Origin of the sequence: Streptomyces violaceus (genome assembly GCF_036014075.1) — a bacterium.
GTDB classification, from domain to species: Bacteria; Actinomycetota; Actinomycetes; order Streptomycetales; family Streptomycetaceae; genus Streptomyces; species Streptomyces violaceus.
Genome location: NZ_CP107911.1, coordinates 5,255,710 through 5,278,652, shown reverse-complemented (window position 1 = coordinate 5,278,652; position 22,943 = coordinate 5,255,710). Strand labels below are relative to the sequence as shown.

Sequence of the window (22,943 nt, the reverse complement as noted above, 5' to 3'; positions counted from 1 at the left end):
GGGTACGACGCCGGAGTGCCCAGCGGCTGCGTCTGTCCGTCCGTCTCGCAGCAGCCTGACCGGGTCGCCGCAGCCGCACGGCCGCCGCCGTGCAGACACCGCTACCCCCACCCCGGGCGTCGTACCCGGCTGTCTCGCCCCCTGATCGGCACCGGCCCCCACCGGTGCTGTTCATCAGGGTACGGCCGGGGGCCGGGAGCGGAAGGTTATTTGCAGAACTGACTGTCCAGCGCGTTTATGGTGTGCCGCATGTTCCGTCTTGAGACAGAAGTCGACAAGGCCCGACGTGATCTGCTCCGCACACGCCTGCGGGAAGCGAACACAACCGCCTCTCCGATCCTGCGAGCCCTGCGCGGAACTCCGGACGAAAGGGACGTCCCGTTGCACGTGTGGGCTGTGAACGACTCGGACGACGAACTGGCCGCCGGCCTCGTCGGCTACACCTGGGCGACCTGGCTCCACGTCACCTACCTCTGGGTCGACGAACGCCACCGCGGCACGGGCCTCGGCGCCGCCCTGCTCCGCGAGGCGGAACGCATCGCGTCCCAGGACCGCGGCTGCCGCTCGTCCCGCCTGGAGACCTGGGACTTCCAGGCCCCGCGGTTCTACGAGAAGCAGGGGTACGAGGTGGTGTGCGTGATCCCGGACTATCCGCCGGGGATCACGGAGTACACGCTGGTGAAGAGGCTGGGCTGACGACCTGGTTGCCGTCGCGGTTCGGCCCCTCGATAGCGTGGGTTCGCTTGAGTTGTCCCCCCACATCAACGGGAGCACCAGTGAACCGCCCCGCTCGGCTCGTGACGGCCGCGCTCACCGCATCCGCGGCCTTGCTGCTGAACGCCTGTGGCTCGGGGGGAGGTGACGAGTCGTCCTCCGACAAGATCGCTGGAGCGGACTCGGCTGAGAAGCCGTCAGCTTCGCCGTCGGTGTCCGCGTCGGCGGATGGGATCGATCGGCCGCAGATCAAGCTGCCCAGTGACATGAAGATGGTCTTCGAGGGGCAGCAGACCGGGGACGCCACGAAGGACGCGGTTCTCGCGGACAACGAACGAGCCGAGAGCACGGTATGGCAGGCCATGGCGTCCGGCGATATGAAGAAGTCGGGTATGGCCTTCTACTACACGGACAACGCGCTGGTCGGCGTCTACGAGTACGCGAAGGGCGCGATCGACAAGAAGACCAGCTGGGCCGGCACCCTGCGTTACTTCGACCGCCGGGTGACGGTGTTCGACGACAAGAAGTCGGCGGCTTTGACGTACTGCGTCGACGAGAGCAAGGCGGACCTCAAGAACCGCGAGACGAACAAGCTGCAGGGCACCAAGACCACGCCCGACAGTTACGTCTTCTACAACCTCGGCCTGAAGAAGAACCAGGACGGTGTCTGGCAGACCTGGGATCTCACCGAGGACCGGGGGTCGCAGAAGTGCCAGCCCTGACGCGGTGCATGGGAGTAACGGCCCTCACCACGGCGCTGCTCGGCCTCGGTACTCTTCCGGCTGCGGCCGGAGGGTTCGGCACTGCCGGCGCCCAGCAGAGGAAGACATCCGGGAACTCTTCCGGCCCGGCCCTGGAATCCCACGTCAGTATCAAGGTCAAGGGCACCAAGGCGAAGGACAGCGGCCCGATCAGCTCCACCGCCGTGGACTGGGAGCCTCCGGCCTGCTGGTACGAGCCGTACTGGAAGGCCATGGACTTCAAGACCTTCAACGAGGCCAAATGGTCGATGTACGAGTCCGCCGGTGGCGAGCCCGAGGGCATCGCGGACGTCCAAGCGCATTACAAGTAGGGCCACCCCTACAAGGACTTCAACGTCGACAAGAACGACGAAGGCATGTGGTGGGTGGCTGTCAAGAACCCTGAGATGAAGGACGACCCGGCGGCCAAGACCTGCACCCGGGACCCCTTCTGGGTGGACAACGGTGAGAACCCCGACGTCCCCCAGGCCATCGACACCGAGACCCTCGCCGGTCTCGCGCACCAGCGGACCGTCGTGCCCCCGACCAAGATCTCCCTGGCCCCGAACGGCAGGTCGACGGTGAACGCCCCCACCTGGATCTGGTTGGACAAGGGCGCCTTCAAGCCGGTCTCGGTCACGGCGAGTCTGCCCGGCACCGGGCTGTGGGCAACCACGACCGCCAAGCCGGTGCGTCTGCACATCGATCCGGGAACGCAGGACGCGGAGAGCCTGCCGGCGTCCGGCGAGTGCGGGATCAACGACGACGGTTCGATCGGCGAGCCGTACGCCAAGGGCAAGGCGGAGCTGACGCCTCCGTGCGGGGTGCGGTACCTGCGGTCCTCGGGGGGCGACTCCTACGCCCTCGAGGCGACGCTCACCTGGGAGATCTCCTGGGAAGGCTCTGGCGGCACGGGCGGCGACCTGCCCAACGGCACGTTCGCCACGACCACCGAGGTGCCGGTCCAGGAGTACCAGGCCGTCAACCGCTGAAGTCCCGGACACACGACTCGGGCGCCCTACCTCTCCGAGGTGAGGGCGCCCGGGCTTCGTGGGGAGGTCAGAGGAGGCGGCGGGCCCCCGCCGACGGGACCGCCTCGAAGACTCGCGGTGTCGTGAAGCCCGCCGTTGCGAAGGCTTCCGTCACCGCCTTGGTGATGGCGTCGACGTCCGGCTCCTCCGCGAGGACGATCGCCGAGCCGCCGAAGCCGCCGCCGGTCATGCGGGCGCCCACGGCGCCGGAGGCGAGGGCCGTGTCGACGACCAGGTCGAGTTCGGGGCAGGAGATGCGGAAGTCGTCCCGGAGGGAGGCGTGGCCCTCGACCAGGATCGGGCCGATCGCGCGGGTGTCGTCGCCCGATTCCAGCAGCGACACCACCCGTTCGACGCGCTCGTTCTCCGTGACGATGTGGCGGACCAGGCGGCGGACCTCCTCCTCGTCGCCGAGGCGGGACAGGGCCGCGTCCAGGTCGTCGTAGGGGACGTCCCGGAGCGCGTTCACGCCCAGGAGGGCCGCGCCCTTCTCGCAGCCGGCGCGGCGCTTGCCGTACTCGCCCTCGCTGTGGGAGTGCTTGACCTGCGTGTCGACCACGAGGAGGCGCATGCCCTCGGCCGCCAGGTCGAAGGGGATCTGCTTCTGGGAGAGGTCGCGGGTGTCGAGGAAGAGCGCGTGTCCGGCCTCGCAGCACGCCGACGCCGTCTGGTCCATGATGCCGACCGGGGCACCGACGTAGACGTTCTCCGCGCGCTGGCACAGCCGGGCCAGTTGCCAGCCGCGCAGGCCGAGCGAGAACAGGTCGTTCAGGGCCAGTGCCACCACTACCTCCAGGGCCGCGGAGGAGGAGAGGCCCGCGCCCGAGGGGACCGTGGAGGAGAGGTGGATGTCCGCGCCCGTGACCGCGTGGCCGGCCTCGCGCAGAGCCCAGACCACGCCCGCCGGGTACGCCGTCCAGTTCTTGTCCGACTCGGGGGACAGGTCGTCCAGACGGAGTTCGGCAAACCCGCCCTCGACGTCCGCCGAGTGCAGGCGCAGGACGCCGTCCTCGCGGCGTGACACCGCCGCCACCGCCGTGTGCGGCAGGGCGAACGGCATGACGAAGCCGTCGTTGTAGTCGGTGTGCTCGCCGATGAGGTTGACGCGGCCCGGTGCCGCCCATACCCCGTGCGGCTCGGCGCCGTACAGCTCGCTGAACCGTGCGGCGACCGTCTCCGCCACAGCCTCGCTCATGCCTGACCCCTGACCTTTCGTACCTTCTAGTTGCCGCGCCGCTGCGCGAAGTCCCACGCGTCCGCGACGATTCCCGCGAGGTCCGCGCGGGACGGGTTCCAGCCCAGCTTCTCGCGGGCCGTGGCGGCCGAGGCCACCAGGACCGCCGGGTCGCCGCCCCGGCGGGGGGCGACCACTTCCGGGATGGGGTGGCCGGTCACGCTGCGGACCGTCTCGATGACCTCGCGGACCGAGAAGCCGTTGCCGTTGCCGAGGTTGCAGATGAGGTGCTCGCCGGGGGTGGCCGCCTTCAGGGCCAGCAGGTGGGCGTCGGCGAGGTCCGCTACGTGGATGTAGTCGCGCACGCAGGTGCCGTCCGGCGTCGGGTAGTCGTCGCCGAAGACGGAGATCGCCTCGCGCCTGCCCTGCGCGACCTGGAGGACCAGCGGGATCAGGTGGGACTCGGGGTCGTGGCGCTCGCCGTGCTCGCCGTACGCACCCGCCACATTGAAGTAGCGCAGCGAGACCGCGCCCAGGCCGTGTGCCGCCGCCTCGCCGGTGATCATGTGGTCGACCGCGAGCTTCGAGGCACCGTACGGGTTGGTCGGGGACGTGGGCGCCGACTCGACGATCGGGACCTGCTCGGGTTCGCCGTACGTCGCCGCCGTGGAGGAGAAGACGAGCCTGGCCACGCCCGCCTCACGCATCGCGGCCAGCAGGGCCATGGTGCCGGCGACGTTGTTGTCCCAGTACTTCTCCGGCTTCACGACCGACTCGCCGACCTGCGAGAACGCGGCGAAGTGCAGGACGCCGTCGTACGAGGAGTCCAGCCATTTGGCGGCATCGCGGATGTCGCCCTCGATGAAGGTGGCGCCCGCCGGGACGCCTTCACGGAAGCCCGTGGAGAGGTTGTCCAGGACGACGACCTCGTGGCCCGCCTCCAGCAGGTGCTGGGCGACGACGCCGCCGACATAGCCCGCACCGCCCGTCACCAGGTACTTCCCGCTCATGAACTAGCCACCTCTCGCAGTCGCTCGGCCGCGCGCTCCGGCGGCACGTCGTTGATGAACACGTTCATGCCGGACTCGGAACCCGCGAGGAACTTCAGCTTGCCGGAAGTGCGGCGGATGGTGAAAAGCTCGAGGTGCAGCGCGAAGTCCTCCCGCACGACCCCGTCGAAGTCCTCCAGCGCGCCGAACGGGGCCTGGTGCCAGGCCGCGATGTACGGCGTCGGAGGCTCGCCCTCACCGAAGATCCGGTCGAAGCGCCTCAAGAGTTCCAGATAAATCTTGGGAAACTCTGTGCGCGCGGCCTCGTCCAGACCGAGCAGGTCGGGCACACGGCGCTTGGGGTACAGGTGGACCTCGTACGGCCAGTGGGCCGCATACGGCACGAATGCCACCCAGTGTTCACCCTCGAGGATGACCCGCTCGTCGGCGAGTTCACGCTCCAGGACGGCGTCGAAGAGGTTCTCCCCGCCCGTCATCTCCTTGTGGGTCGCGACGGAGCGGAGTGTCAGGGCGGTGCGCGGGGTGGTGAAGGGGTAGGCGTAGATCTGCCCGTGCGGGTGCTGGAGGGTCACGCCGATCTCGGCACCACGGTTCTCGAAGCAGAAGACCTGCTCGACGGAGGGGAGATGGGACAGCTCCGACGTACGGTCCGTCCACGCCTCCAGCACCAGGCCCGCCTGCTCCTCGGTGAGGCCGGCGAAGGAGACATCGTGGTCGGAGGTGAAGCAGACGACCTCACAGCGGCCCGAGTCTCCGGCCAGCGAGGGGAAGCGGTTCTCGAACACGACGACGTCGTACGACGAGTCCGGGATCTCGCTCAGCCGGTCGCCCTCGGAGGGGCACAGGGGGCATTCGTCGGCCGGCGGATGGTAGGTGCGGCCCTGGCGGTGCGAGGCGATGGCGACGGAGTCGCCGAGCAGGGGGTCACGGCGGATCTCGGACGTCGTGACGGTGCGGTCCAGCGGGCGGCGGTCGGCCGCGTCGCGCACGCTGTCGTCACGCAGGTCGTAGTAGATGAGCTCGCGACCGTCGGCCAGCCGGGTCGAGGTCTTCTTCACACCGGACTCCTCATCCTTCAAACATAACCCAACATATTAAAACATCACTCCCCCCAACCGTCAACATCACAATCAAACAAAGAGCATCAGCAAACGTGTTCAACGACTGAACGCGGAGGCGTAGATTCCGCGGCGTATCGGTTCGCGCAACGAAGCGAGGGCTCATGCAGACCCCCACATATCTGTCAGCCGAGCTGCGACTCCCCACAAACTGGCTCGACTACTCGCTCCTCGGCATCTACTTCGTCGTCGTCCTCGGCATCGGCTTCGCCGCCCGCCGATCGGTGAAGACGAGTCTCGACTTCTTCCTCTCCGGCCGTTCCCTGCCCGCCTGGGTCACCGGTCTGGCCTTCATCGCCGCCAACCTGGGCGCCACCGAGATCCTGGGCATGGCCGCCAACAGCGCGCAGTACGGCGTCTACACCACGCACTGGTACTGGATCGGCGCCATCCCGGCCATGGTCTTCCTGGGCCTGGTCATGATGCCCTTCTACTACGGCTCCAAGGTGCGCTCGGTCCCCGAGTTCCTGCTCCTGCGCTTCGACAAGGGGGCGCATCTGCTGAGCTCGATCCTGTTCGCCTTCGCCGCGGTCCTCATCGCCGGCGTCAACCTCTACGCCCTGGCCATCGTCGTCGAGGCGCTGCTGGGCTGGCCGGAGTGGGTGGCGATCGTCGTAGCCGGCTTCTTCGTCCTCGCCTACATCACGCTCGGCGGCCTCTCCTCGGCGATCTACAACGAGGTCCTGCAGTTCTTCGTCATCCTCGCCGCGCTCATCCCGATCGCGGTCCTCGGCCTGAAGAAGGTGGGCGGCTGGGACGGCCTGTCCGACTCCCTCACGAAGAGCCACGGCGCCGACTTCATGACGTCCTGGGGCGGCACGGGCATCGGCAGCGAAAACCCGCTGGGAGCGAACTGGCTGACGATCGTCCTGGGCCTCGGCTTCGTCCTCTCCTTCGGCTACTGGACGACGAACTTCGCCGAGGTGCAGCGCGCCCTGTCCGCCAAGAACCTCTCGGCGGCCCAGCGCACACCCCTCATCGCCGCGTTCCCGAAGATCTTCATCGTGTTCCTGGTGATGATCCCGGGTCTGGTGGCCGCCGTCCTGGTCCCCAAGATCGGTACCTCCGGCTCGGACCTCCAGTACAACGACGCGATCCCGTACCTCATGGCACAGCTGCTGCCGAACGGCGTGCTGGGCATCGCCGTCACCGGCCTCCTCGCGGCGTTCATGGCGGGCATGGCGGCGAACGTGTCGTCGTTCAACACGGTGTTCACGACGGACATCTGGGCGAAGTACGTCGTGCGGGGCCGCGAGGACGAGTACTACGTGCGCTTCGGCCGGCTCATCACCGCGATCGGTGTCTTCGCCTCCATCGGCACGGCGTTCCTGGCGCGGTCCTTCTCGAACATCATGGCCTACCTCCAGACGCTGTTCTCCTTCTTCAACGTGCCGATGTTCGTCGTCTTCATCATCGGCATGTTCTGGAAGCGGGCGTCGATGAAGTCGGGCTTCTGGGGGCTGCTCGTGGGCACCACCGCCGCGATGGTCAACTACTTCGTCCTCTACAAGCAGGGCGTCGTCGACATCCCCTCCGACCAGGGCGCCAACTTCGTCTCGGCGATCGCGGGCTTCGTCGCGGGCGCGGTCGTCATGGTGGCGGTGTCGCTCTTCACCGCTCCGAAGCCGGCCGAGGAACTCCAGGGGCTGGTCTACGGCACGACCTCGCCCGGCATGACCGAGCCGCCGGCACCGGGGGACGAGGCCTGGTACCGCAAGCCGGCATTGCTCGGCTGGGGTGCGATCGTGCTGGCCGCTGCCTGCTACGTCCCGTTTTCGTTCTGACCGTTCCCGTTCTGACCGAGGGAGGATTGACGTATGTCCGAGTTCTACTCCGACAAGGACGTGCAGCGGGAAGTCACCGAGCTGCAGGGTAAGTCGGCGACGGCCGCGCGGCTGTTCGACATCCGGCGCATCATCGGTGGGCTGTTCGTGGTGTACGGCGTGATCGTCACGATCGCGGGGTTCACGGCGTCCGATGCCGACATCGACAAGGCGGAGGGCGTCAATATCAATCTGTGGACCGGGTTGGGGATGTTGCTGCTCGGTCTGTTCTTCCTGGCGTGGCTGAAGCTGCGGCCCGCGGCTCCGCCGCCTCCGGATGTGGTGCCGGGGGATGAAGCGAGGGAGTGAGGGGCGGGCGCCCGGTTGCGCGACTGGGCGCCTACATCTGTACGGCGGTGATGGCTACGGTCAGGCGTTGGCGTTGCTGCTGGACGCACCAATGAAGACCTCGGCCCAGACGGTCAGGCCGTCGCCCCTCTGCCGGGTGCCCCAGCGGGCGGCGAGGGCGTCGGTGATCAACAAGCCGCGGCCTCGTTCCTGCTCCGGGCCCGGGGGACGGGGTGGCGCGGGAAGGGGGGCCGTACGGCAGCCACCCTCATCGGTCACATTGATCGTGACCGTCTCGGCCGCGAAGACCCAGGCGACGGTGATCGTGTGGCCGTCGCCGTGCTCCAGGGCGTTCGCGACGAGTTCGCCGGCGATCGACTCCAGGTCGTCCGCCGTGCCCTGGGGCAGGCTCCATGCCCGCGCCGCGTCTCGCATGTGGCGCCGGGCGGCGGGCGCGGAGGCGAGGTCGTGGCCGGGGAAGGTGAGCAGGCCGTGGGCACGGAGTCGGGGCGGGCGGTACGTCTGTACGTCGCGGGCCTCCCCCGAGGGCACCGGGGCCGCCGGCACGCCTTCGGCCAGATTCGGCTCGTCCGCCCCGAGCCGAGCGCCCCGTGATCTGGCGATGAGCAGCGCGTCGGAGAGAGCGTCGGCCAACTGTCCTGCAAGTGGGACGAGTTCACTACTCTGCACTGCTCCACCTGCCAGCAGGTCCCGCGTCCGGCCGAGAAGCCGGTTCGCGAGCCCGAGTTGCATGCTTTCGACTCGGTCGGCAAGCCGGGAGGCAGGGCCGCCGCCGTCCGTGAAGAGGAGGCAAGGCTGGCCCTGCGCGCCGGTCCAGGGCAGGACTCGTACACGGTTCACTTCGTCGCTCATGACGCCTCCCGGAGGCAGGCGTGGACGTCGCGGTTGTCAAGGTCCACGGCGTACGCGGCAAGCCAGAGGGTGTCGCGGCGGAGCCGCTGCAGCCGGGCCTTCTCCTCGCGTTCGTACGCGGTGAGGTAGGGGCGGACGAGGGGGGTGGCGGAGCCGTCGATGGGCTCGTACCAAGCCCGGACGGTGGGGGCGGGAAGCGGCAATGTGGGCCGAACAACCTGACGCTGGACCGGCAGTGACATGCGCTGCTCCGTGGATTGCGTCGCCGACGCGCAGAACAGCCGCACCCAGCCGACAAGTTTCCTGATCAGTCGTCGCACAGCCGCTCCTTGGCGAGATCGAGCTTGCGGAACAGACACGCGCACGCTTCACGCCAGTGACCACACGCGCCCGGCCACCCTCATGCGCAGCGCATCTGTTGAGTATGCTGCCATTGAATTTCAACCATCGATACTCGCTTGGCTCAACTCTCCCTCGTCAGGGTGAACTTGATAGCGAGAAGCGCACCGGGCGCTTCATACGCTCTACTTGCTGCTCGTAGAGGGCAGAGCAGCCACGATGCGGGCGGAGTGGGAGACGAGACGTGACCGTACGAGGATCAGCGGGGCCCGCCGGCCGCATGCAGATCGCCCGCGGACTCAAGGCACTTCGCACCAGGGCCGACCTCACGCAGGCCGAAGTGGCCAAGCGCGCAGGGGTTTCCGTCGGAACCGTGAACCGTTACGAGACGTGGCAAGACCGCGCCAAACTCAGGATCCCCACGGTGAGGGCGCTCGCCGACACGTGCGGAGCAACTCTGCAAGAACTGGAAATGCTGATCCAGCTGGTCCGCAACCAGGAGAACGGCTGGTGGATGGACCATCCCGCCGTTCCTGAGGTCATGGATCCGCTGATGTCCTTCGAAGACGTGGCCGAGTACGAGCACGTCTTCGCGAACGCCTTGGTGCCAGGCCTTCTCCAGACCCCGCGTTACGCGCTCGCCCTGCACGAGGCGCAGAACGTCCGCACTGAGGCGGACGTGATCGCGAGCAAGGTGGACGCTCGCCTCAAGCGTCAGGCGATTCTGGAGCGCTCGCCCGCCCTGCATCTGTGGGTAGTGCTCGACGACGCGGTCCTTCGCAGATGCGTCGGCAGCACCGACGTGATGGTGGAGCAGATCGACCATCTGCAGTCCATGGCTCAGCGTCCGAACGTGGACGTCCAGGTGCTCCAGTTCGCCGCCGGCGCTCACGCAGCCGGTTCGGGCGGCCACTTCCTGATCCTTGGACGTGACGACGAAGGCGATCCGCTCAACAGCATGAACGTGGTGTATCTGGAGCTCCACAAGCGAGGCCTCTACCTCGACGCAGCCGCTGACGTGCAGAGCTACAAGCTCATGTTTGACTACTTGAGGTCCCAAGCAGCCGACACGTCGGCCAGCCTGGATTTGCTGGCCGCAGCACGACGGGAGCTCACCCGATGAACGATGTGCCAACAGCGGACCCGTTCAAGGCAACGGACTGGTTCAAGAGCAGCTACAGCGCAGCCGACAACGAGTGCGTGGAGGTCTCCCGTACTTCGGCATGGGTGAAAATACGCGACTCCAAAGCCCTCACTCGGAACCGACTCATAGTGAGCGCTGACGCGTTCGCCTTTTTCATCAGCTCAGTGCAGGACGGCTCACAATAGCGAGTAGCGGAGCAGAGAGATTCTGCGGGCTTATCGGGCGAAGGCGCGAGGGGCCCGGAGGAGCGGAGGGGGACGGCAGGTCCCCCTCCGCTCCTTGGTTATTGGTTCGTGAGCCAAGGAGAAAGGAGGGCAGAGAACTCTTCGTCAGATATTGCCGCACCTCCCCAGCCGAACCGCTGCCACGCTTGAGCGCGCTGCAGTACGGGCAAGGGAATACTGAAAGCAAGACGGAAGACGGAAATGAATGAGATGACCCCAAAAGCCGCACCCAGCTTCTCCCGGGCGAGCAGTGCGAGCTCCACTGCATCCTTGCCTTCAGTGTGCGCCACCTTCATCTCACCTGCGAGCTTTTCCAGATTGTCCATCGCGTGCTCAGTCTTTCGTCGACGGTCTTGATTACCTATGCAAGTCAGGGTAGACCTCACGGTGACGTGAGACCTACCCTGACTTACGTTTCTATCTTGGCCATGGGCAAGGCACTTCCCTATCGGAAGGTCGCGCCAACATTCGTGTAGTGCCCCGGCATGCCCCTGAGTTCAGTTATCTCCACATTCGAGAAACCTGCCCTCTTGGACATTTTCCCCGTGAACGTGGCCGCTGCCGCCTCTTCAAGCGACGCGCCACCTCGTACGGCTGCATTGAAAGAGTCCAAGTTGTCGCTGAGTTCACCGCCATTCTGCCAGTACGCCTTGACACCCTTCACGTTGTCGCCGAAATGAGCAAGCGCCGCGTTGAACATTTCGCTGCCTCGGGGTGTGTCTTTACCTGCCTTGATGACAAACGAGACGAGTCCGTCCTTGTCGATGTCAGCGACGATTCCAAGCCCGCTCGGATAGACGTCGATGTACGTGGGGCAGTTGACGTTGTGAACGAGTACAGGAGTCTCGCCGGCGAGGACGTAGAAGGTGTGGAGGTCGGCGACGCTCAGATCCCAGACCCTCTGCGAGGTGGTCACCGAGCGGACGCCGATCACGTCCTCGACGGCACCAGTCGCTGTACGCAGTGGGTCATTCGTGTACAGGTCGGAGGCCTTGATCCAGCCGCGCCCTGGCACGTACATCCGGTGTCCGGGCGTGGTCAGTATCCGTCCGCCGTCAGCAACGGCGATCTGAAGGAGTCGGTCCGCTGGGTGGGACCACGTCGCCGTGACGGGTGCCGAGCGGGTGATGCCGGCGCTCGGATCGGTAGCGAGCACTGCGTCGCCGATGCTGATCGTCTCGATCGGCTTTGACTTGCCACCGGCCAGCAGCACGCGCGTTCCGGCGGGGAAACTGTCCCTCAGGCAGAGTGCCCCCAACTTCTGGAAGCCCGCCCTGGCAATGCCGGCGGCGACCTCATCGGACAGGCCGAGCGCACGCAGGCCCTTCCACGCCTCGGTGAAGCCGATGCCGGTGCGAGCGGCGGCGTCCACCGCCTTGACCGCGTCCGCGATGGGCCTGAGGATCTTGCCGGCGAACAGGGCCACGACATCCACGGCCGCCCAGGCGCATCCGCCCCAACTGCCTCCCGTACCGCCCGGGGCGATCTTCTGGGCGCATTTGATCCAGCTGCCGAAGAGGATGTCGATCGGGTCGACGTTCTTCTGGTACTCCGCGATGGTGATGTTGTGTGTGACCTCGGTGGATAGTTCCTTGGTCGTGTGCTGACCCAGGTAGACCGTCGCACCGGAGGGGCAGGTGAACTGCTCCAAGTCCAGGTCTTCCGCAGTGCACATGTACAGGTCGAGAGCCGCTTTGAACCGGATCTTCGCGGTGATCGTGCAGTCGCCCTGGTAGAAGAGCTTGTCGATCCAGCCGTCGCAGCCGTCCGTCTTCTTGACGGTCTGCGGATCGCCGATCTTCTGGAGGTGGTCGACGACGTAGAACATGTTGCCGATGGCGCCACCGGTCTCGTCGACGACGGTTCCCGTTTCGATCTGCTGCGCGTTCTCCTGTCTCTCGGCCCGGTCGGCCGCTTCCTGGGCTTCCTTGGCGTACCTCTCCGCATCCTTGGCGGCTTCCTCGGCTTCGGTCGCAGCGGCGTCAGCGCGGTTGGCCGCTGCACGTGCGTCCTTGGCGGCCTGTTCGGCCTGTGAGGCTGCGGTGCGGGCGGCTTCGGCGTCGAGGGCTGCCTGGTCGGCCGAGTCGCGGGCGTTCTTGGCGTGGGTTTCGGCGCGGCCCGCTGCCTTGTCGGCGGCTTCGGCGTCCTCGGTGGCCTGGCGGTTGTACTCGACGGTGCGAGCCAGGGACGCGGTTGCCTTGGACGCGGCCTTGGCGGCGTCGGCGGCGTAGCCGAGGGCTTCCTTGGCGTAGGTGCGGGCGTTCGAGGCGTGTCCGGCGGCGTTGGCCGCGTGCTGGTAGGCGGCCTTGGCGTCGCCCTTCGCCTGGTCGGCCAGGTTCTTGGCGGCTGAGGCCTCTGCCGCCGCGTTCTTGGCGTGCGCGTCGGCGACGGCCTTCTGCTGTTCGGCGATCGTCTTGGACGCCTGGCCGGTGAGGACCACCAGACCGGCGGCCGAGTCGGTGTCCACGTATGGGGAGCCGAGCTGGATCGCGTCGTTGGCGGGCTTGGCGACCTGGGCGGCGGCGTTGCCCGCGTCCACGGCAGCCTGGGCGGTGACGTGGGCGAAGCCCGCTGCCTTCGCCGAGGCGGCCAGGGCCTTGCCGGCCTCCTTGTTCGCTTCGTCCGCATGGGACTTGGCGGCCTTGGCCTGCTTCTCCGCCTCGTCGGCCATCTCGACGGCCGTCTGGGCTTCGGAGGAGGCGTGCTCGGAGGCGTCGATGGCCTCAGCCGCGGCGCTCGTCGCGGTCTTCACCGCTGCGTCGGACTTCAGCTTCGCCGCCTGGGCGTCGTCCGCGTGCGCGCGGGAGCGCTTGGCCGCTGCTTCTGCCCGCGTGGCTGCCGCATCGGCGTCTGCTGCTGCCTTCGTCGCAGCATCCGCTTCGGAACGGGCCCTGGTGGCGGCTGTTTCGGCGTCGTCTGCGTGCTTGTCCGCCGCATTGGCCGCGGCGCGGGCGTCGTCAGCTGCCTGACCGGCCTCCAGAGAGTCGGCATAGGCGCCCTTGGCGTCGGCCTTGGCCCGGGCGGCGTCGGCCTTCTGCTCCGCCTCCCACGCGTCGTCCCGCTTGGCCTTGGCGTTGTCACGCGCCTTGACCGCGTCGTTCTTCTTCTCGACCGCGGTGCCCTCGGCCGCTTCGGCCTTGTCTTTGGCGTCCTTAGCCTTCGTCGCCTCGGCTTCGGCGTTCTTCTTGTGCTGTGCGGCTTCGGCCTGCTTGGCGGCGGCCGTCTTCTTCTCCGCTTCGGCCGTCTTCTCCTCGGCCTCGGCGGCCAGGCGCTTGGCGTGGGCCTCGGCGGCGGCCGACTTGGCCTCGCCCTCGGCCTTCAGAGCCTCGGCGAGCTTGGCCTCCGCGGTCTCCTTGTCCTTCTTGGCGTTGTCACGGTGCAGCTTCGCGGCGTCGGCCGCGGCCTTCGCCTGGGACTCGGCCATCGCTGCGGCGGCCTTGCGGAACTCCGCCTTCGACTGGGCCGCCTGAGCCAGGGCGCGTTGTGCGATGGTCGCGCTGTCGCCGGCTGAGGCGCGGGTGGCGGCCTCGGCTGTCTCGCCGGCCTTGACCATCGCTTCGAGGGCCGCTGCCGCACCCTTGGTTACCTGGGCCTTCTGCTGGCCGACCAGCAGGCCACGGCCACGTGGGGCGCCGGCTGCGTCGGCGATGGCGTACGCAGTGTTCTGTGCAGTGTCAGTGGCCGTGGCGAGCCTCTGCGACCTGGCCGAGTAAGCCTTGAGAACGTCGAGCTGCTTCTGCGCCTGCGTCTGCGCCGCCGCGATGTTCTTCTTGGCCTGGTCGAACTGGGCCTTGTCCGGGTAGAACTGGCTGTCCGTGCCGTTGTGACCCTCGGGGACGATCCGGAACTTCTGCGGGTTCGTGCCGTTGCACCCCCACAGCCAGGCGTCGTGACTGTTCTCGAACTTGTTCAGGTCCAGGCACTTGTCCGTGGCGACGTTACGCAGCTCGCTGACAGCGCGGACATCGAACTGCCACTCCTGCGCCTTGCTGTTGTTGCACGTCCAGATCTGGATCTTCGTGCCGTTGGCAGGGTTGCTGTTCTCTACGTCCAGGCACTTACCGGACTTGACGTTGACGAGGTTGTAGCTCCCACCGGAAGCCTCACGGAGCCGCCACTGCTGCCCCAAGGCGTTGTTACAGGTGTAGATCTGCACCGGGGTGCCGGAGGTCGTCCCGCCACCCTGCGCGTCCAGGCACTTGCCCTTGGCCGCCTCGACCTGGATGACGGCCGGGGAGTCGCCGATCCAGCCCGCACCACCGGGAGCCCAGTAGTCCTGCCAACGGACCAGGCGGTCGGCGACCCACGAGTGCCCCAGCAGGTTTCCCAACGCCTTCGCACCGGCGGCTAGGTCGTTGGTGGCGTCTTTGTTGAACTTCAGGATCTGGTTGCGCTGGACCGCCTGCGAGGCGATTTCCCGCTGCCACTCCGAAGCGGCCGTGTCGGTCATGCCGCCCAGGACCTTGTTCGGGTCGATCGGATCCCGCCAGGCACATGAGGCATACCTGGTCTTCAGGTCCTCGACCGCGATCCGGTGCTCTGCTGTCCCGGGCTCAGGGGCGGTACGGGGGAATCCGCCGGAGGCCAGGAACAGGCGGGCGTCATCGGCGCCCTTGCCGTTGAATGTGTCGAACAGCCCTTCAAAGGCCCGTCGTTCCTCGTACTGCCGCTGCCACTCCCCGCTGGGCAGGTCCGGGTCAGAGGGTTTCTCGCCGTAGAGCGGGGCACCCAGATCGGTGACGGCCTTCAGGGTCTTGTCGTCAGCCTTGGGCGTGAGGTCCTCGTAGAAGTCGCCCTCGTCCTTCCAGAATTTGTCGGCGACCCAAGAAGTCAGTCCGGTCTGCGTATAGAAGTCGCCCTGCTCACTGCCGACTGAGCCGGGCGGGTCTTGCCAGTCGGCCAGCGAGTCGAAGCCGCCCGGCTGTGACAGCCCGTTGAGTGGCTTACCCCACTCCCCGAGCCGATTCTTGAGGGCCTCGAGCTCCTTCCGGGCCGCGTCCCTGTCCCTCTGATAGGCAAGGGCAAGCGGGGTGTCCTCCCAGTGATCCCGGTTGGCCAGGGCGTGCAGCTTGTCCGGCGGCTGGTCGAGTCCGTCCTGCGCGGTCGCGGTCATGGACGGCCCACCCAGGCGCAGCACCTCCGCCATCAGGCACTGGTCCTGTCGCAGCAGCTCAGCCGCCGTGTCGTCGGACCAGTCGACCGAGTCGTTCGCCGGGGCGGCTGCCTCGGTGCCGGTGAGGCGATCCAGCACGTCGGGGTGGACGGCCAGTCCGGCCAGTACGGCCACGGCTGCCGCGGACGTGACGACAGAGGTCAGGAACCGGGGTCTGCCCGATCTGGGCATGAAACGGGTTCTGGGCAGGAAAGGCCCAGGTCTTGGGCGCAAGAAAGCATCCCCTCGTCGCAAAGGAAGGCGCCTGGGGGTACGTCAGAAGGAGCGGAGGAGATGCGTGAAGAGCCGGATTCCCGGCATGACGATGCGTCCCTCCCCGTGGCGACGGTGTCCCCCCGGTCGCCGGTTGACGCGCGCTGTGGCGGAGGGGTCAGCTCCGCCGGGCACGACGATCACTTTAGGTACAGGGGTTCGAATCGACCAGGGTATTTCTTCGAGGTCTGAGCAGCATGGCGCGAAAGGAGCCACGGGACTTCACCGGCCAGACAGGCACAACTTGCCGTGACACCTGTGCGTTTACTGTGTGCATATCGTGAACACAGTGTTGAGTCGGGTGCCACGCGGGGCTGAGATCGGCCAGAACCCACCCATGCCTCAACGACGTCCGGCGTGCACCTGATCAGGCCTCCGGCCCCGGGTCCCGGGCCACCGGCCCCGCCCGGTCCAGCAACCCCGTCCGCGCAGCCAACGCCGCCGCCTCCAGCCGGGAGCCCACGCCCAGTTTCATCAGCACCCGCTGGACGTGCGTCCGGGCAGTCGACGGTGCGATGCCCATGCCCGCCGCGATCAGGCGGGTGTCCTCGCCGTCGGCGACGCGGACCAGGACCTCCACCTCCCGCGGCGTGAGCATCTGGAGCAACCGCTGGCCCTCGTCGTCCGGTTGGGCGGCCGGGTTCAGCAGCTCGCTGAACGCGCCCTGCAGCAGTTGCGGCGCCACCGCCGCCTCCCCCGCCCGGGCCTTCATGATCGCCCGCTCGACACCCTCTATGCGCTCGTCATGCCGGACGTACCCGGCCGCCCCCGCCGCGAACGCCGCCGCGATCCCCCGCGGACTCGGCACCGGCCCCAGCACCAGTACCGCCACCTGCGGCCGCTCCCGCTTGATCCGCACCACCGGATCGAAGATCCCCGGCTCGGCCGGCGTGGCCGTACCCAGCAGGCACACCTCCGGCGCCCGTGTGATCACCAGCTCCGCCGCCCCCGCGGCCGGCGCCGCCGCGGCCAGCACCCGGTGCCCCCGCAGCTTCAGCGCAGAGGCCAGCGCCTCGGCCAGCAATCGGTGGTCGTCGACCACCATGAGCCGCACTCCCATCGAGCAACCCCCCAGTCACCCCAGTCACCCCAATGGAAGCCCCCCGGCTCCCCCGCCTTCATGCCCCCGGAAGCTACACGCTTGTTCGACGTTGCGCCCCCCTACCCGCGAGAATCGCCCCGGATCGCCGAAATTCCTCTCATTCGAGGTTGACTGAGCCAAACGCGAACGGTCCCGCCCCTGAACAGGGACGGGACCGAAAGCAACCTCAGTCGATCACCAGATGATCATCGGACGATCAGCTCGTGCCGAACCCGACCGCCAGGTACTCCTTGTCACCCGACGAGGACCGCTTGCTCGCGTACACCTTCGACATGTACAGGTGCCCCTCGGCGTACAGGAACTCCGAGTAGTCCGGCGACATGCTGGTCTCCACATCGCGCACCTGCTCCGACGCGGGGTTCTCCAGCAGCTTCGTCTGCTTGAAGCTGCCCCCGTCGATGCTCACGATCTGCCCGCCCTTGTCGTACGGCGGCCGCTTGTACGCGATCAGGTTGCCGCCGTCCATGCGAAGCGGCGAGATCGTGTAGCCGTCACCCGCGTCGGCCCGCTGCCCGGTCTGCTTGCCGGTGGCGAGGTCGAAGGCGACGATCTCGTTGGTCTGGCTGTACTCGCCGGTGCCGTCGTGCTCCTCGGTCGGGATGTACAACCGGTCGCCGCCGACGGCCAGCTGGTTGCAGTACTCGATGCGGGTGATGCCCTCGCAGCGCGCGGCGAACTGCTCGCCCGGTGCCGAGATACGCGTCCGCAGCTTGCCGGTCTTGCTGTCGATGGAGAAGAAGTCCGAGATGCCGCTGCCGTCGCCCGCGGAGTCGCCGACGTCGGCGGCCACCACGAGCGGGTTGGTCGACACGATGCTGGCGTACTCGATGCCCTCGGCCATCTTGTACTCCGAGATCACCTTCCCTGACTTCGGGTCGATGGTCTGGATGTGCAGCTGCCGCTGCTCGTACGAGCCGCACTTGCGCACCGCGACCAGCTTCTCGCCGCCGCCGTACCCGGCGTCATAGCAGGAGTCGGACGGCTTGGGGCTCCACAGGAGCTTGCCGGAGACGTCGAAGGCGGCGCCGCCGCTGCTGCTGCCGACGGCGACGGTCTTGCCGCTGACCGTGACGTTGTCGAAACTGATCAGCTGGTCACCGGTCTTGGCCGTCTTCGTCCACAGCTTCTTGCCCGCGTCGAGATCGATCAAGGCGACCTGGCTGCACCCGTGCGAGGGGTCGGCCTTGGTCGGCATCGCGGGCTGGTAGAGGATCGCCGTCTTGTTGTCCTCGGTGACATGGCGGCTGGCCTGGCAGACGGGGCCCTCCAGCGGGATCGTCCACTGCTTGCCGCCCGTGTCGCGGTCGTAGCCGACGATCTGGGCGATGCCGCTCTTGGCGTACGTCTTGTCGGTGAGCCACGAGCCGGAGACGACGACCGTGCTGTCGTTCTTCACCTCGGGCGCCGGGACCTGGAAGAGGACCTTGGCGCTCGGGTCGGACGGTGCCTTCTCCTTGCCGCCGGAGGTGGTGCCGCCGTTGTTGTCGTCCGTGCCGCCGGTGGCGCCGCCGGAGCTGGCGGTGTCGTCCTTCTTGCCGTCGTCCTTGGACGAGGAGTACCAGACGCCGCCGCCGACGATCAGGGCGATCGCCACGACCGCGGCGACGATGATCGCCAGCTGCGCGTTGAACTTCTTGCCGCCGCCGGGCTGTCCCGGGTGTCCGGGCTGCGGCTGGAGCGGCATGGTCCCCTGCGGGTAGCCGTAACCGGGCTGCCCGTAGCCCGGCTGACCGTACCCCGGCTGTCCCGGGTGTCCCGGCTGCCCCGGCTGCCCGTAGGGCGCCTGCGGCTGCTGACCCGGGTAGCCGTAACCGGGCGGCGGACCCTGCGGAGCCTGCGGCGGCTGGGGCGGCGTCTGCGGAGCCGCCGGCGGGGGCGTCGGGGGAGCCTGCGGATAGCCGTACCCCGGCTGCGGGGGCTGGTCCTGGGGCGGCCCGAAGCCTCCACCGGGCGGGGGCTGTTGGGGCGGCGGGGGCGGCGGCTGGGTCATGACGTGAGCACCTCGGGGAAGGGGAGGGACGACGAAGAGGGAGGAGAAGGGAGAGGAAGAGTCACTTGCCGTAGGCGAGCATCAACTTCTCCTTCGTGTCGTCGTTTCCGCTCAGCCGGGTGGTCGAGATGTAGAAGCGCCCACCGGCCCAGTCGATGTCCTTGGAGAAGAAACCGTCCTCGATGTCCGCCGCGCCCTGCGGGTTCTGCAGCAGCTTGGCCGGCTTGTGGTCGCTGCCGCCGGTCGGGATGGACACGATCTGGCCGCCCGCGTCGTACGACGGCTGCACATAGGCGATGAGCTTTCCGCCCTCGATCTTCATCGGCAGCATCGACTCGTCGGACGGGGACTTGACGCGCCACTTCTCCTTGCCGTCGGCGAGGTTGACCGCGACGATCTCGTTGGCGCCGGTGGTCGCCTCGGTCGGCAGGTAGAGCGTGGTGTCGTCTACGGCGACGCCCTGGCAGCCCTGGAGGTCACGCTCGAGGATGGCCCAGCCGCACTCCGGGGCGAAGTCCTCGTCGAAGCCGACCTGCGAGCGGAACTTGCCGCCGGAGGTGAAGGTGGAGATGTTCCAGGACTTCTTGTCCTCGTTGGTGCTGTAGATGACCAGCGGGCTCACGGAGTAGGCGCGCGCGACGCGCCAGCCCTTGTCGAACTTCTGGGTCCACTCGACCTTGCCGGTGCGCGGGTCGAGCTGCTGCACCTCGTCGTGTTCGTTGTTGCCACCGGCGCCGCAGGAGGAGACGGCGATCAGCTTCTCGCCGCCCGCGAACGCGGCGGGGAAGCAGGAATCGCCGTAGCGCTTCTTGTCGAAGAGCTTGTCGCCGTTGGTGACGTCGTACGCCGTGCCGGACTGGGAGCGGCCCACCATCAGCGTCTCGCCGGTGACGGACAGTTCGACGGACAGGGTCGAGTCGAAGAGGGCGCCGTCGGCGACCTCTTCCTTCCAGCCCTTCTCGCCGGTGTTGAGGTCGATCTCCTGGAGCTGGTTGCACTTGGCGCGGTCGCTGCTGCCGCTCATGTACGCGACGACGATCTTGTCCTCGGCCGTCTTCTCCGGGGTCGTCGCGCAGATCTTCTGGGGGAAGGTGATCGGGTCCCAGGCCGGCTTGCCGTCGCCGACGTTGTAGGCGAAGAGCTGCTTGTACGCCGCCTTCACCGCGGACTTCTCGGTGATCCACATGCCGGGGGCGTCGGCGCCTGAGCCGGGTGCGTCGGGCGCCTCCTTGTACCAGAGGACCTTGGCCTCGCCGGCCTGGCGGCCCTCGTTGAGGTTCTCCGGGTCCTCGCCGCCGTCGCCGCGGCCGTCACCGGGGTTGACCGGTGCGGAGGCGCCGTCCTTGGAGTCGTCGCTCTGCTGGGCGACCGGCTTCTTCTTGCTCTTGCCGTCGTCGCCGCTGGTGACCGCCCACACCGTGCCGCCGACCACGAGCAGCGCGGCGACCGCGGCACCGATGATCAGGGCGGGCTTGCCCTTGAAGGGGTTGCCCGAACCGCCGCCGGGCGGAGTGCCGGGCGCGCCGGGGTACTGCGGCTGGGGCGGGTAGCCGTAGCCGGGCTGTCCGTACGGACCCGGCTGCTGCGGCTGGCCGTAGGGGCCGGAGTTGTACGGGCCCGGCTGTCCGTAGGGCCCGGGCTGCTGCGGATAGCCGTACCCCGGCTGCGGGGGCGGCGGAGTCTGCGGCGGGCCCTGCGGGGGTGGCGGCGTCTGGGGCGGGCCCTGGGGAGGTGGCGGGGTCTGCGGTGCCCCGAAGCCACCGCCCTGCGGCGGTTGGTCCTGCGGTGCTCCGAAGCCACCGTGCGGTGGCTGACTGGGCGGCTGATTCATCAGCGGCTCCCCCGTTCGATCACTGATTTTTAGCCACGCCCTGAGGTACGCGATGAGCTCAGAGTCGTTTCATAAAGTTCTAAGACGACTCTTTCTATCACCAGGTTCCGACAGCGCACGGGCCGTCTCTCCCCCTGTTCCCAAGGGAGGACCGGCCCGTGATGCCGTCGTTATGCGCCTTCACGCACCCTTCACGCGTCCTCGGCGAGTTCCAGCCAGCGCAGCTCCAGTTCCTCGCGCTGCCCGGCCAACTCGCGCAGCTCGGCGTCCAGTCCGGCCACCTTCGCGAAGTCCGTGGCGTTTTCGGCGATCTGGGCATGGAGCTTGGTCTCCTTCTCGGAGACCTTGTCGAGCTGCCGCTCGATCTTCTGGAGTTCCTTCTTGGCGGCGCGCTGGTCGGCGGCGCTCTTCTCCGGGGCGGCGGTCTGCTGCGCCGCGGCGGCGGGTGCCGAGGCGGCCGTGGCCTCCTCCATGCGCCGGCGTCGCTCCAGGTACTCGTCGATGCCGCGCGGCAGCATCCGCAGGGCGCCGTCGCCGAGCAGGGCGAACACCCGGTCGGTGGTGCGCTCGATGAAGAACCGGTCGTGGGAGATGACGATCATCGAGCCGGGCCAGCCGTCGAGCACGTCCTCGAGCTGCGTCAGCGTCTCGATGTCGAGGTCGTTGGTGGGCTCGTCGAGGAAGAGGACGTTGGGCTCGTCCATGAGCAGGCGCAGCAGCTGGAGCCTGCGGCGCTCACCGCCGGACAGGTCGCCGACCGGCGTCCACTGCTTCTCCTTGGTGAAGCCGAACGTCTCGCACAGCTGCCCGGCGGTCATCTCGCGCCCCTTGCCGAGGTCGACGCGCTCGCGCACCTGCTGCACGGCCTCCAGTACCCGAGTGCTCGGCTCGAGTTCGGCGACCTCCTGGGACAGGTAGGCGAGCTTGACGGTCTTGCCGACCTTGACCTGCCCGCCCACCGGCTGCGTCTCCCCGTCGGTCCGGGACGCCTCGGCCATGGCCCGCAGCAGGGAGGTCTTCCCGGCGCCGTTGACCCCGACGAGACCGATCCGGTCGCCGGGCCCGAGCTGCCAGGTGACGTGCTTGAGGAGGATCTTGGGGCCCGCCTGGACGGTGATGTCCTCCAGGTCGAACACGGTCTTGCCCAGCCGGGTGGACGCGAACTTCATCAGCTCGCTGCTGTCGCGGGGCGGCGGTACGTCCTTGATGAGCTCGTTGGCGGCCTCGACGCGGAAGCGCGGCTTGGACGTACGGGCGGGCGCCCCGCGCCGCAGCCAGGCCAGCTCCTTGCGGACGAGGTTCTGCCGCTTGACCTCCTCGGTGGCGGCGATGCGCTCGCGCTCGGCCCGCGCGAAGACGTAGTCGGAGTAGCCGCCCTCGTACTCGTAGACCGATCCGCGCTGGACGTCCCACATGCGGGTGCACACCTGGTCCAGGAACCAGCGGTCGTGGGTGACGCACACGAGGGCGGACCGGCGGACCTGGAGGTGCCGGGCCAGCCAGGAGATGCCCTCCACGTCGAGGTGGTTGGTGGGCTCGTCGAGGACGAGCAGGTCCTGCTCCTCGATGAGCAGCTTGGCGAGGGCGATACGGCGCCGCTCACCACCGGACAGCGGCCCGATGACGGTGTCGAGGCCCGCGGGGAACCCCGGCAGGTCGAGCCCGCCGAACAGGCCGGTCAGCACGTCCCTGACCTTGGCGTCGCCCGCCCACTCGTGGTCGGCCATGTCCCCGATGACCTCGTGGCGGACGGTCGCCTCGGGGTCTAGCGAGTCGTGCTGCGTGAGCACGCCGCTGCGCAGTCCGCCGGAGTGCGTGACGCGCCCGCTGTCGGCCTCCTCCTGCTTGGCGAGCATCCGGATCAGGGTGGTCTTGCCGTCGCCGTTGCGGCCGACGACGCCGATGCGGTCCCCTTCGGAGACGCCGAGGGAGACGCCGTCGAGCAGGGCACGGGTGCCGTACACCTTGCTGACGTTCTCGACATTGACCAGATTGACGGCCATTACTCTCCTGACAAGGGGGATGGATCGACCCTCCAGGGTAGTCCGGCGGCGGGGTGCACCGGCCGGGGCGGTCAGCCGCCGTCCGCAGCTTCCCGGCGGCGCTGGTAGCGCCAC

General features: G+C 68.0%; 19 protein-coding genes. 8 read left to right on the top strand and 11 right to left on the bottom strand.

The features are described from left to right. Positions 1 to 237: 237 nt before the first annotated feature. The 4 genes from OG542_RS23930 (at position 238) to OG542_RS23915 (ending at position 2,446) form a co-directional block, all read left to right on the top strand. A complete protein-coding gene (locus OG542_RS23930; protein WP_311126113.1) occupies positions 238 to 696 on the top strand; it encodes a GNAT family N-acetyltransferase in 459 nt (152 codons plus the stop codon). Between the two features lie 80 nt (positions 697 to 776). Beyond that, the gene (locus OG542_RS23925) at positions 777 to 1,436 is read left to right on the top strand and encodes a hypothetical protein (protein WP_328413615.1); all 660 of its coding nucleotides are present in this window, start codon (positions 777 to 779) and stop codon (positions 1,434 to 1,436) included. 8 nt (positions 1,437 to 1,444) lie between these two features. Beyond that, a complete protein-coding gene (locus OG542_RS23920) occupies positions 1,445 to 1,786 on the top strand; it encodes a hypothetical protein (RefSeq protein ID WP_328413614.1) in 342 nt (113 codons plus the stop codon). 45 nt (positions 1,787 to 1,831) lie between these two features. Further along, a complete protein-coding gene (locus tag OG542_RS23915; RefSeq protein WP_408057787.1) occupies positions 1,832 to 2,446 on the top strand; it encodes a hypothetical protein in 615 nt (204 codons plus the stop codon). 67 nt (positions 2,447 to 2,513) lie between these two features. Here the strand turns inward: OG542_RS23915 and galK are convergent, their stop codons facing one another. From galK to galT, 3 genes are read right to left on the bottom strand one after another with little or no spacing between them, the layout of a single operon-like run. Next, positions 2,514 to 3,680, bottom strand: a complete 1,167-nt coding sequence (galK, locus tag OG542_RS23910) for a galactokinase (RefSeq protein WP_328413612.1) — start codon at positions 3,678 to 3,680, stop codon at positions 2,514 to 2,516. Positions 3,681 to 3,706: 26 nt separating this feature from the next. Then, positions 3,707 to 4,669, bottom strand: a complete 963-nt coding sequence (gene galE / locus OG542_RS23905) for a UDP-glucose 4-epimerase GalE (RefSeq protein ID WP_328413611.1) — start codon at positions 4,667 to 4,669, stop codon at positions 3,707 to 3,709. Further along, positions 4,666 to 5,727 (bottom strand): galactose-1-phosphate uridylyltransferase, encoded by a 1,062-nt coding sequence (gene galT, locus OG542_RS23900; protein WP_328413610.1) that lies wholly within the window; start codon positions 5,725 to 5,727, stop codon positions 4,666 to 4,668. The genes galE and galT overlap by 4 nt, the downstream gene beginning before the upstream one ends. 164 nt (positions 5,728 to 5,891) lie before the next feature. Here galT and OG542_RS23895 point away from each other — a divergent pair, with 164 nt between their 5' ends. Next, on the top strand, positions 5,892 to 7,571 hold the full coding sequence (locus OG542_RS23895) for a sodium:solute symporter family protein (protein WP_328413609.1): 1,680 nt from the start codon (positions 5,892 to 5,894) through the stop codon (positions 7,569 to 7,571). A gap of 33 nt (positions 7,572 to 7,604) precedes the next feature. After that, entirely contained in the window at positions 7,605 to 7,919 is a 315-nt protein-coding gene (locus tag OG542_RS23890; RefSeq protein WP_261677875.1) for a hypothetical protein, read from the top strand. 60 nt (positions 7,920 to 7,979) lie between these two features. Here the strand turns inward: OG542_RS23890 and OG542_RS23885 are convergent, their stop codons facing one another. Further along, positions 7,980 to 8,552 (bottom strand): ATP-binding protein, encoded by a 573-nt coding sequence (locus OG542_RS23885; protein WP_328413608.1) that lies wholly within the window; start codon positions 8,550 to 8,552, stop codon positions 7,980 to 7,982. 215 nt (positions 8,553 to 8,767) lie between these two features. After that, a complete protein-coding gene (locus OG542_RS23880; protein ID WP_311126119.1) occupies positions 8,768 to 9,091 on the bottom strand; it encodes a hypothetical protein in 324 nt (107 codons plus the stop codon). Between the two features lie 299 nt (positions 9,092 to 9,390). Here OG542_RS23880 and OG542_RS23875 point away from each other — a divergent pair, with 299 nt between their 5' ends. Next, positions 9,391 to 10,233, top strand: a complete 843-nt coding sequence (locus tag OG542_RS23875; RefSeq protein ID WP_311126120.1) for a helix-turn-helix domain-containing protein — start codon at positions 9,391 to 9,393, stop codon at positions 10,231 to 10,233. Beyond that, positions 10,230 to 10,439, top strand: a complete 210-nt coding sequence (locus tag OG542_RS23870; RefSeq protein ID WP_328413607.1) for a DUF397 domain-containing protein — start codon at positions 10,230 to 10,232, stop codon at positions 10,437 to 10,439. Before OG542_RS23875 ends, OG542_RS23870 begins: the two co-directional genes overlap by 4 nt. Positions 10,440 to 10,537: 98 nt before the next feature. Here the strand turns inward: OG542_RS23870 and OG542_RS23865 are convergent, their stop codons facing one another. The 6 genes from OG542_RS23865 to OG542_RS23840 all read right to left on the bottom strand — a co-directional run bounded on the left by OG542_RS23865 (position 10,538) and on the right by OG542_RS23840 (position 22,829). After that, positions 10,538 to 10,804, bottom strand: a complete 267-nt coding sequence (locus OG542_RS23865) for a hypothetical protein (protein ID WP_328413606.1) — start codon at positions 10,802 to 10,804, stop codon at positions 10,538 to 10,540. A 119-nt stretch (positions 10,805 to 10,923) separates the two neighbouring features. Next, positions 10,924 to 15,822 carry an RICIN domain-containing protein gene (locus tag OG542_RS23860; RefSeq protein WP_328413605.1) on the bottom strand — a complete coding sequence of 1,633 codons (4,899 nt, stop codon included), beginning with the start codon at positions 15,820 to 15,822 and terminating at the stop codon, positions 10,924 to 10,926. Between the two features lie 448 nt (positions 15,823 to 16,270). Then, on the bottom strand, positions 16,271 to 16,948 hold the full coding sequence (locus OG542_RS23855; protein ID WP_328413604.1) for a helix-turn-helix transcriptional regulator: 678 nt from the start codon (positions 16,946 to 16,948) through the stop codon (positions 16,271 to 16,273). A 253-nt stretch (positions 16,949 to 17,201) separates the two neighbouring features. Further along, complete coding sequence (locus tag OG542_RS23850; RefSeq protein WP_328413603.1) at positions 17,202 to 18,995, bottom strand: outer membrane protein assembly factor BamB family protein; 1,794 nt, start codon at positions 18,993 to 18,995, stop codon at positions 17,202 to 17,204. A gap of 61 nt (positions 18,996 to 19,056) precedes the next feature. Next, positions 19,057 to 20,826 (bottom strand): outer membrane protein assembly factor BamB family protein, encoded by a 1,770-nt coding sequence (locus OG542_RS23845; protein WP_328413602.1) that lies wholly within the window; start codon positions 20,824 to 20,826, stop codon positions 19,057 to 19,059. Between the two features lie 191 nt (positions 20,827 to 21,017). Next, positions 21,018 to 22,829: an ABC-F family ATP-binding cassette domain-containing protein gene (locus OG542_RS23840; protein ID WP_328413601.1), complete on the bottom strand. Its 1,812-nt coding sequence runs from the start codon at positions 22,827 to 22,829 to the stop codon at positions 21,018 to 21,020. Positions 22,830 to 22,943: the final 114 nt, after the last annotated feature.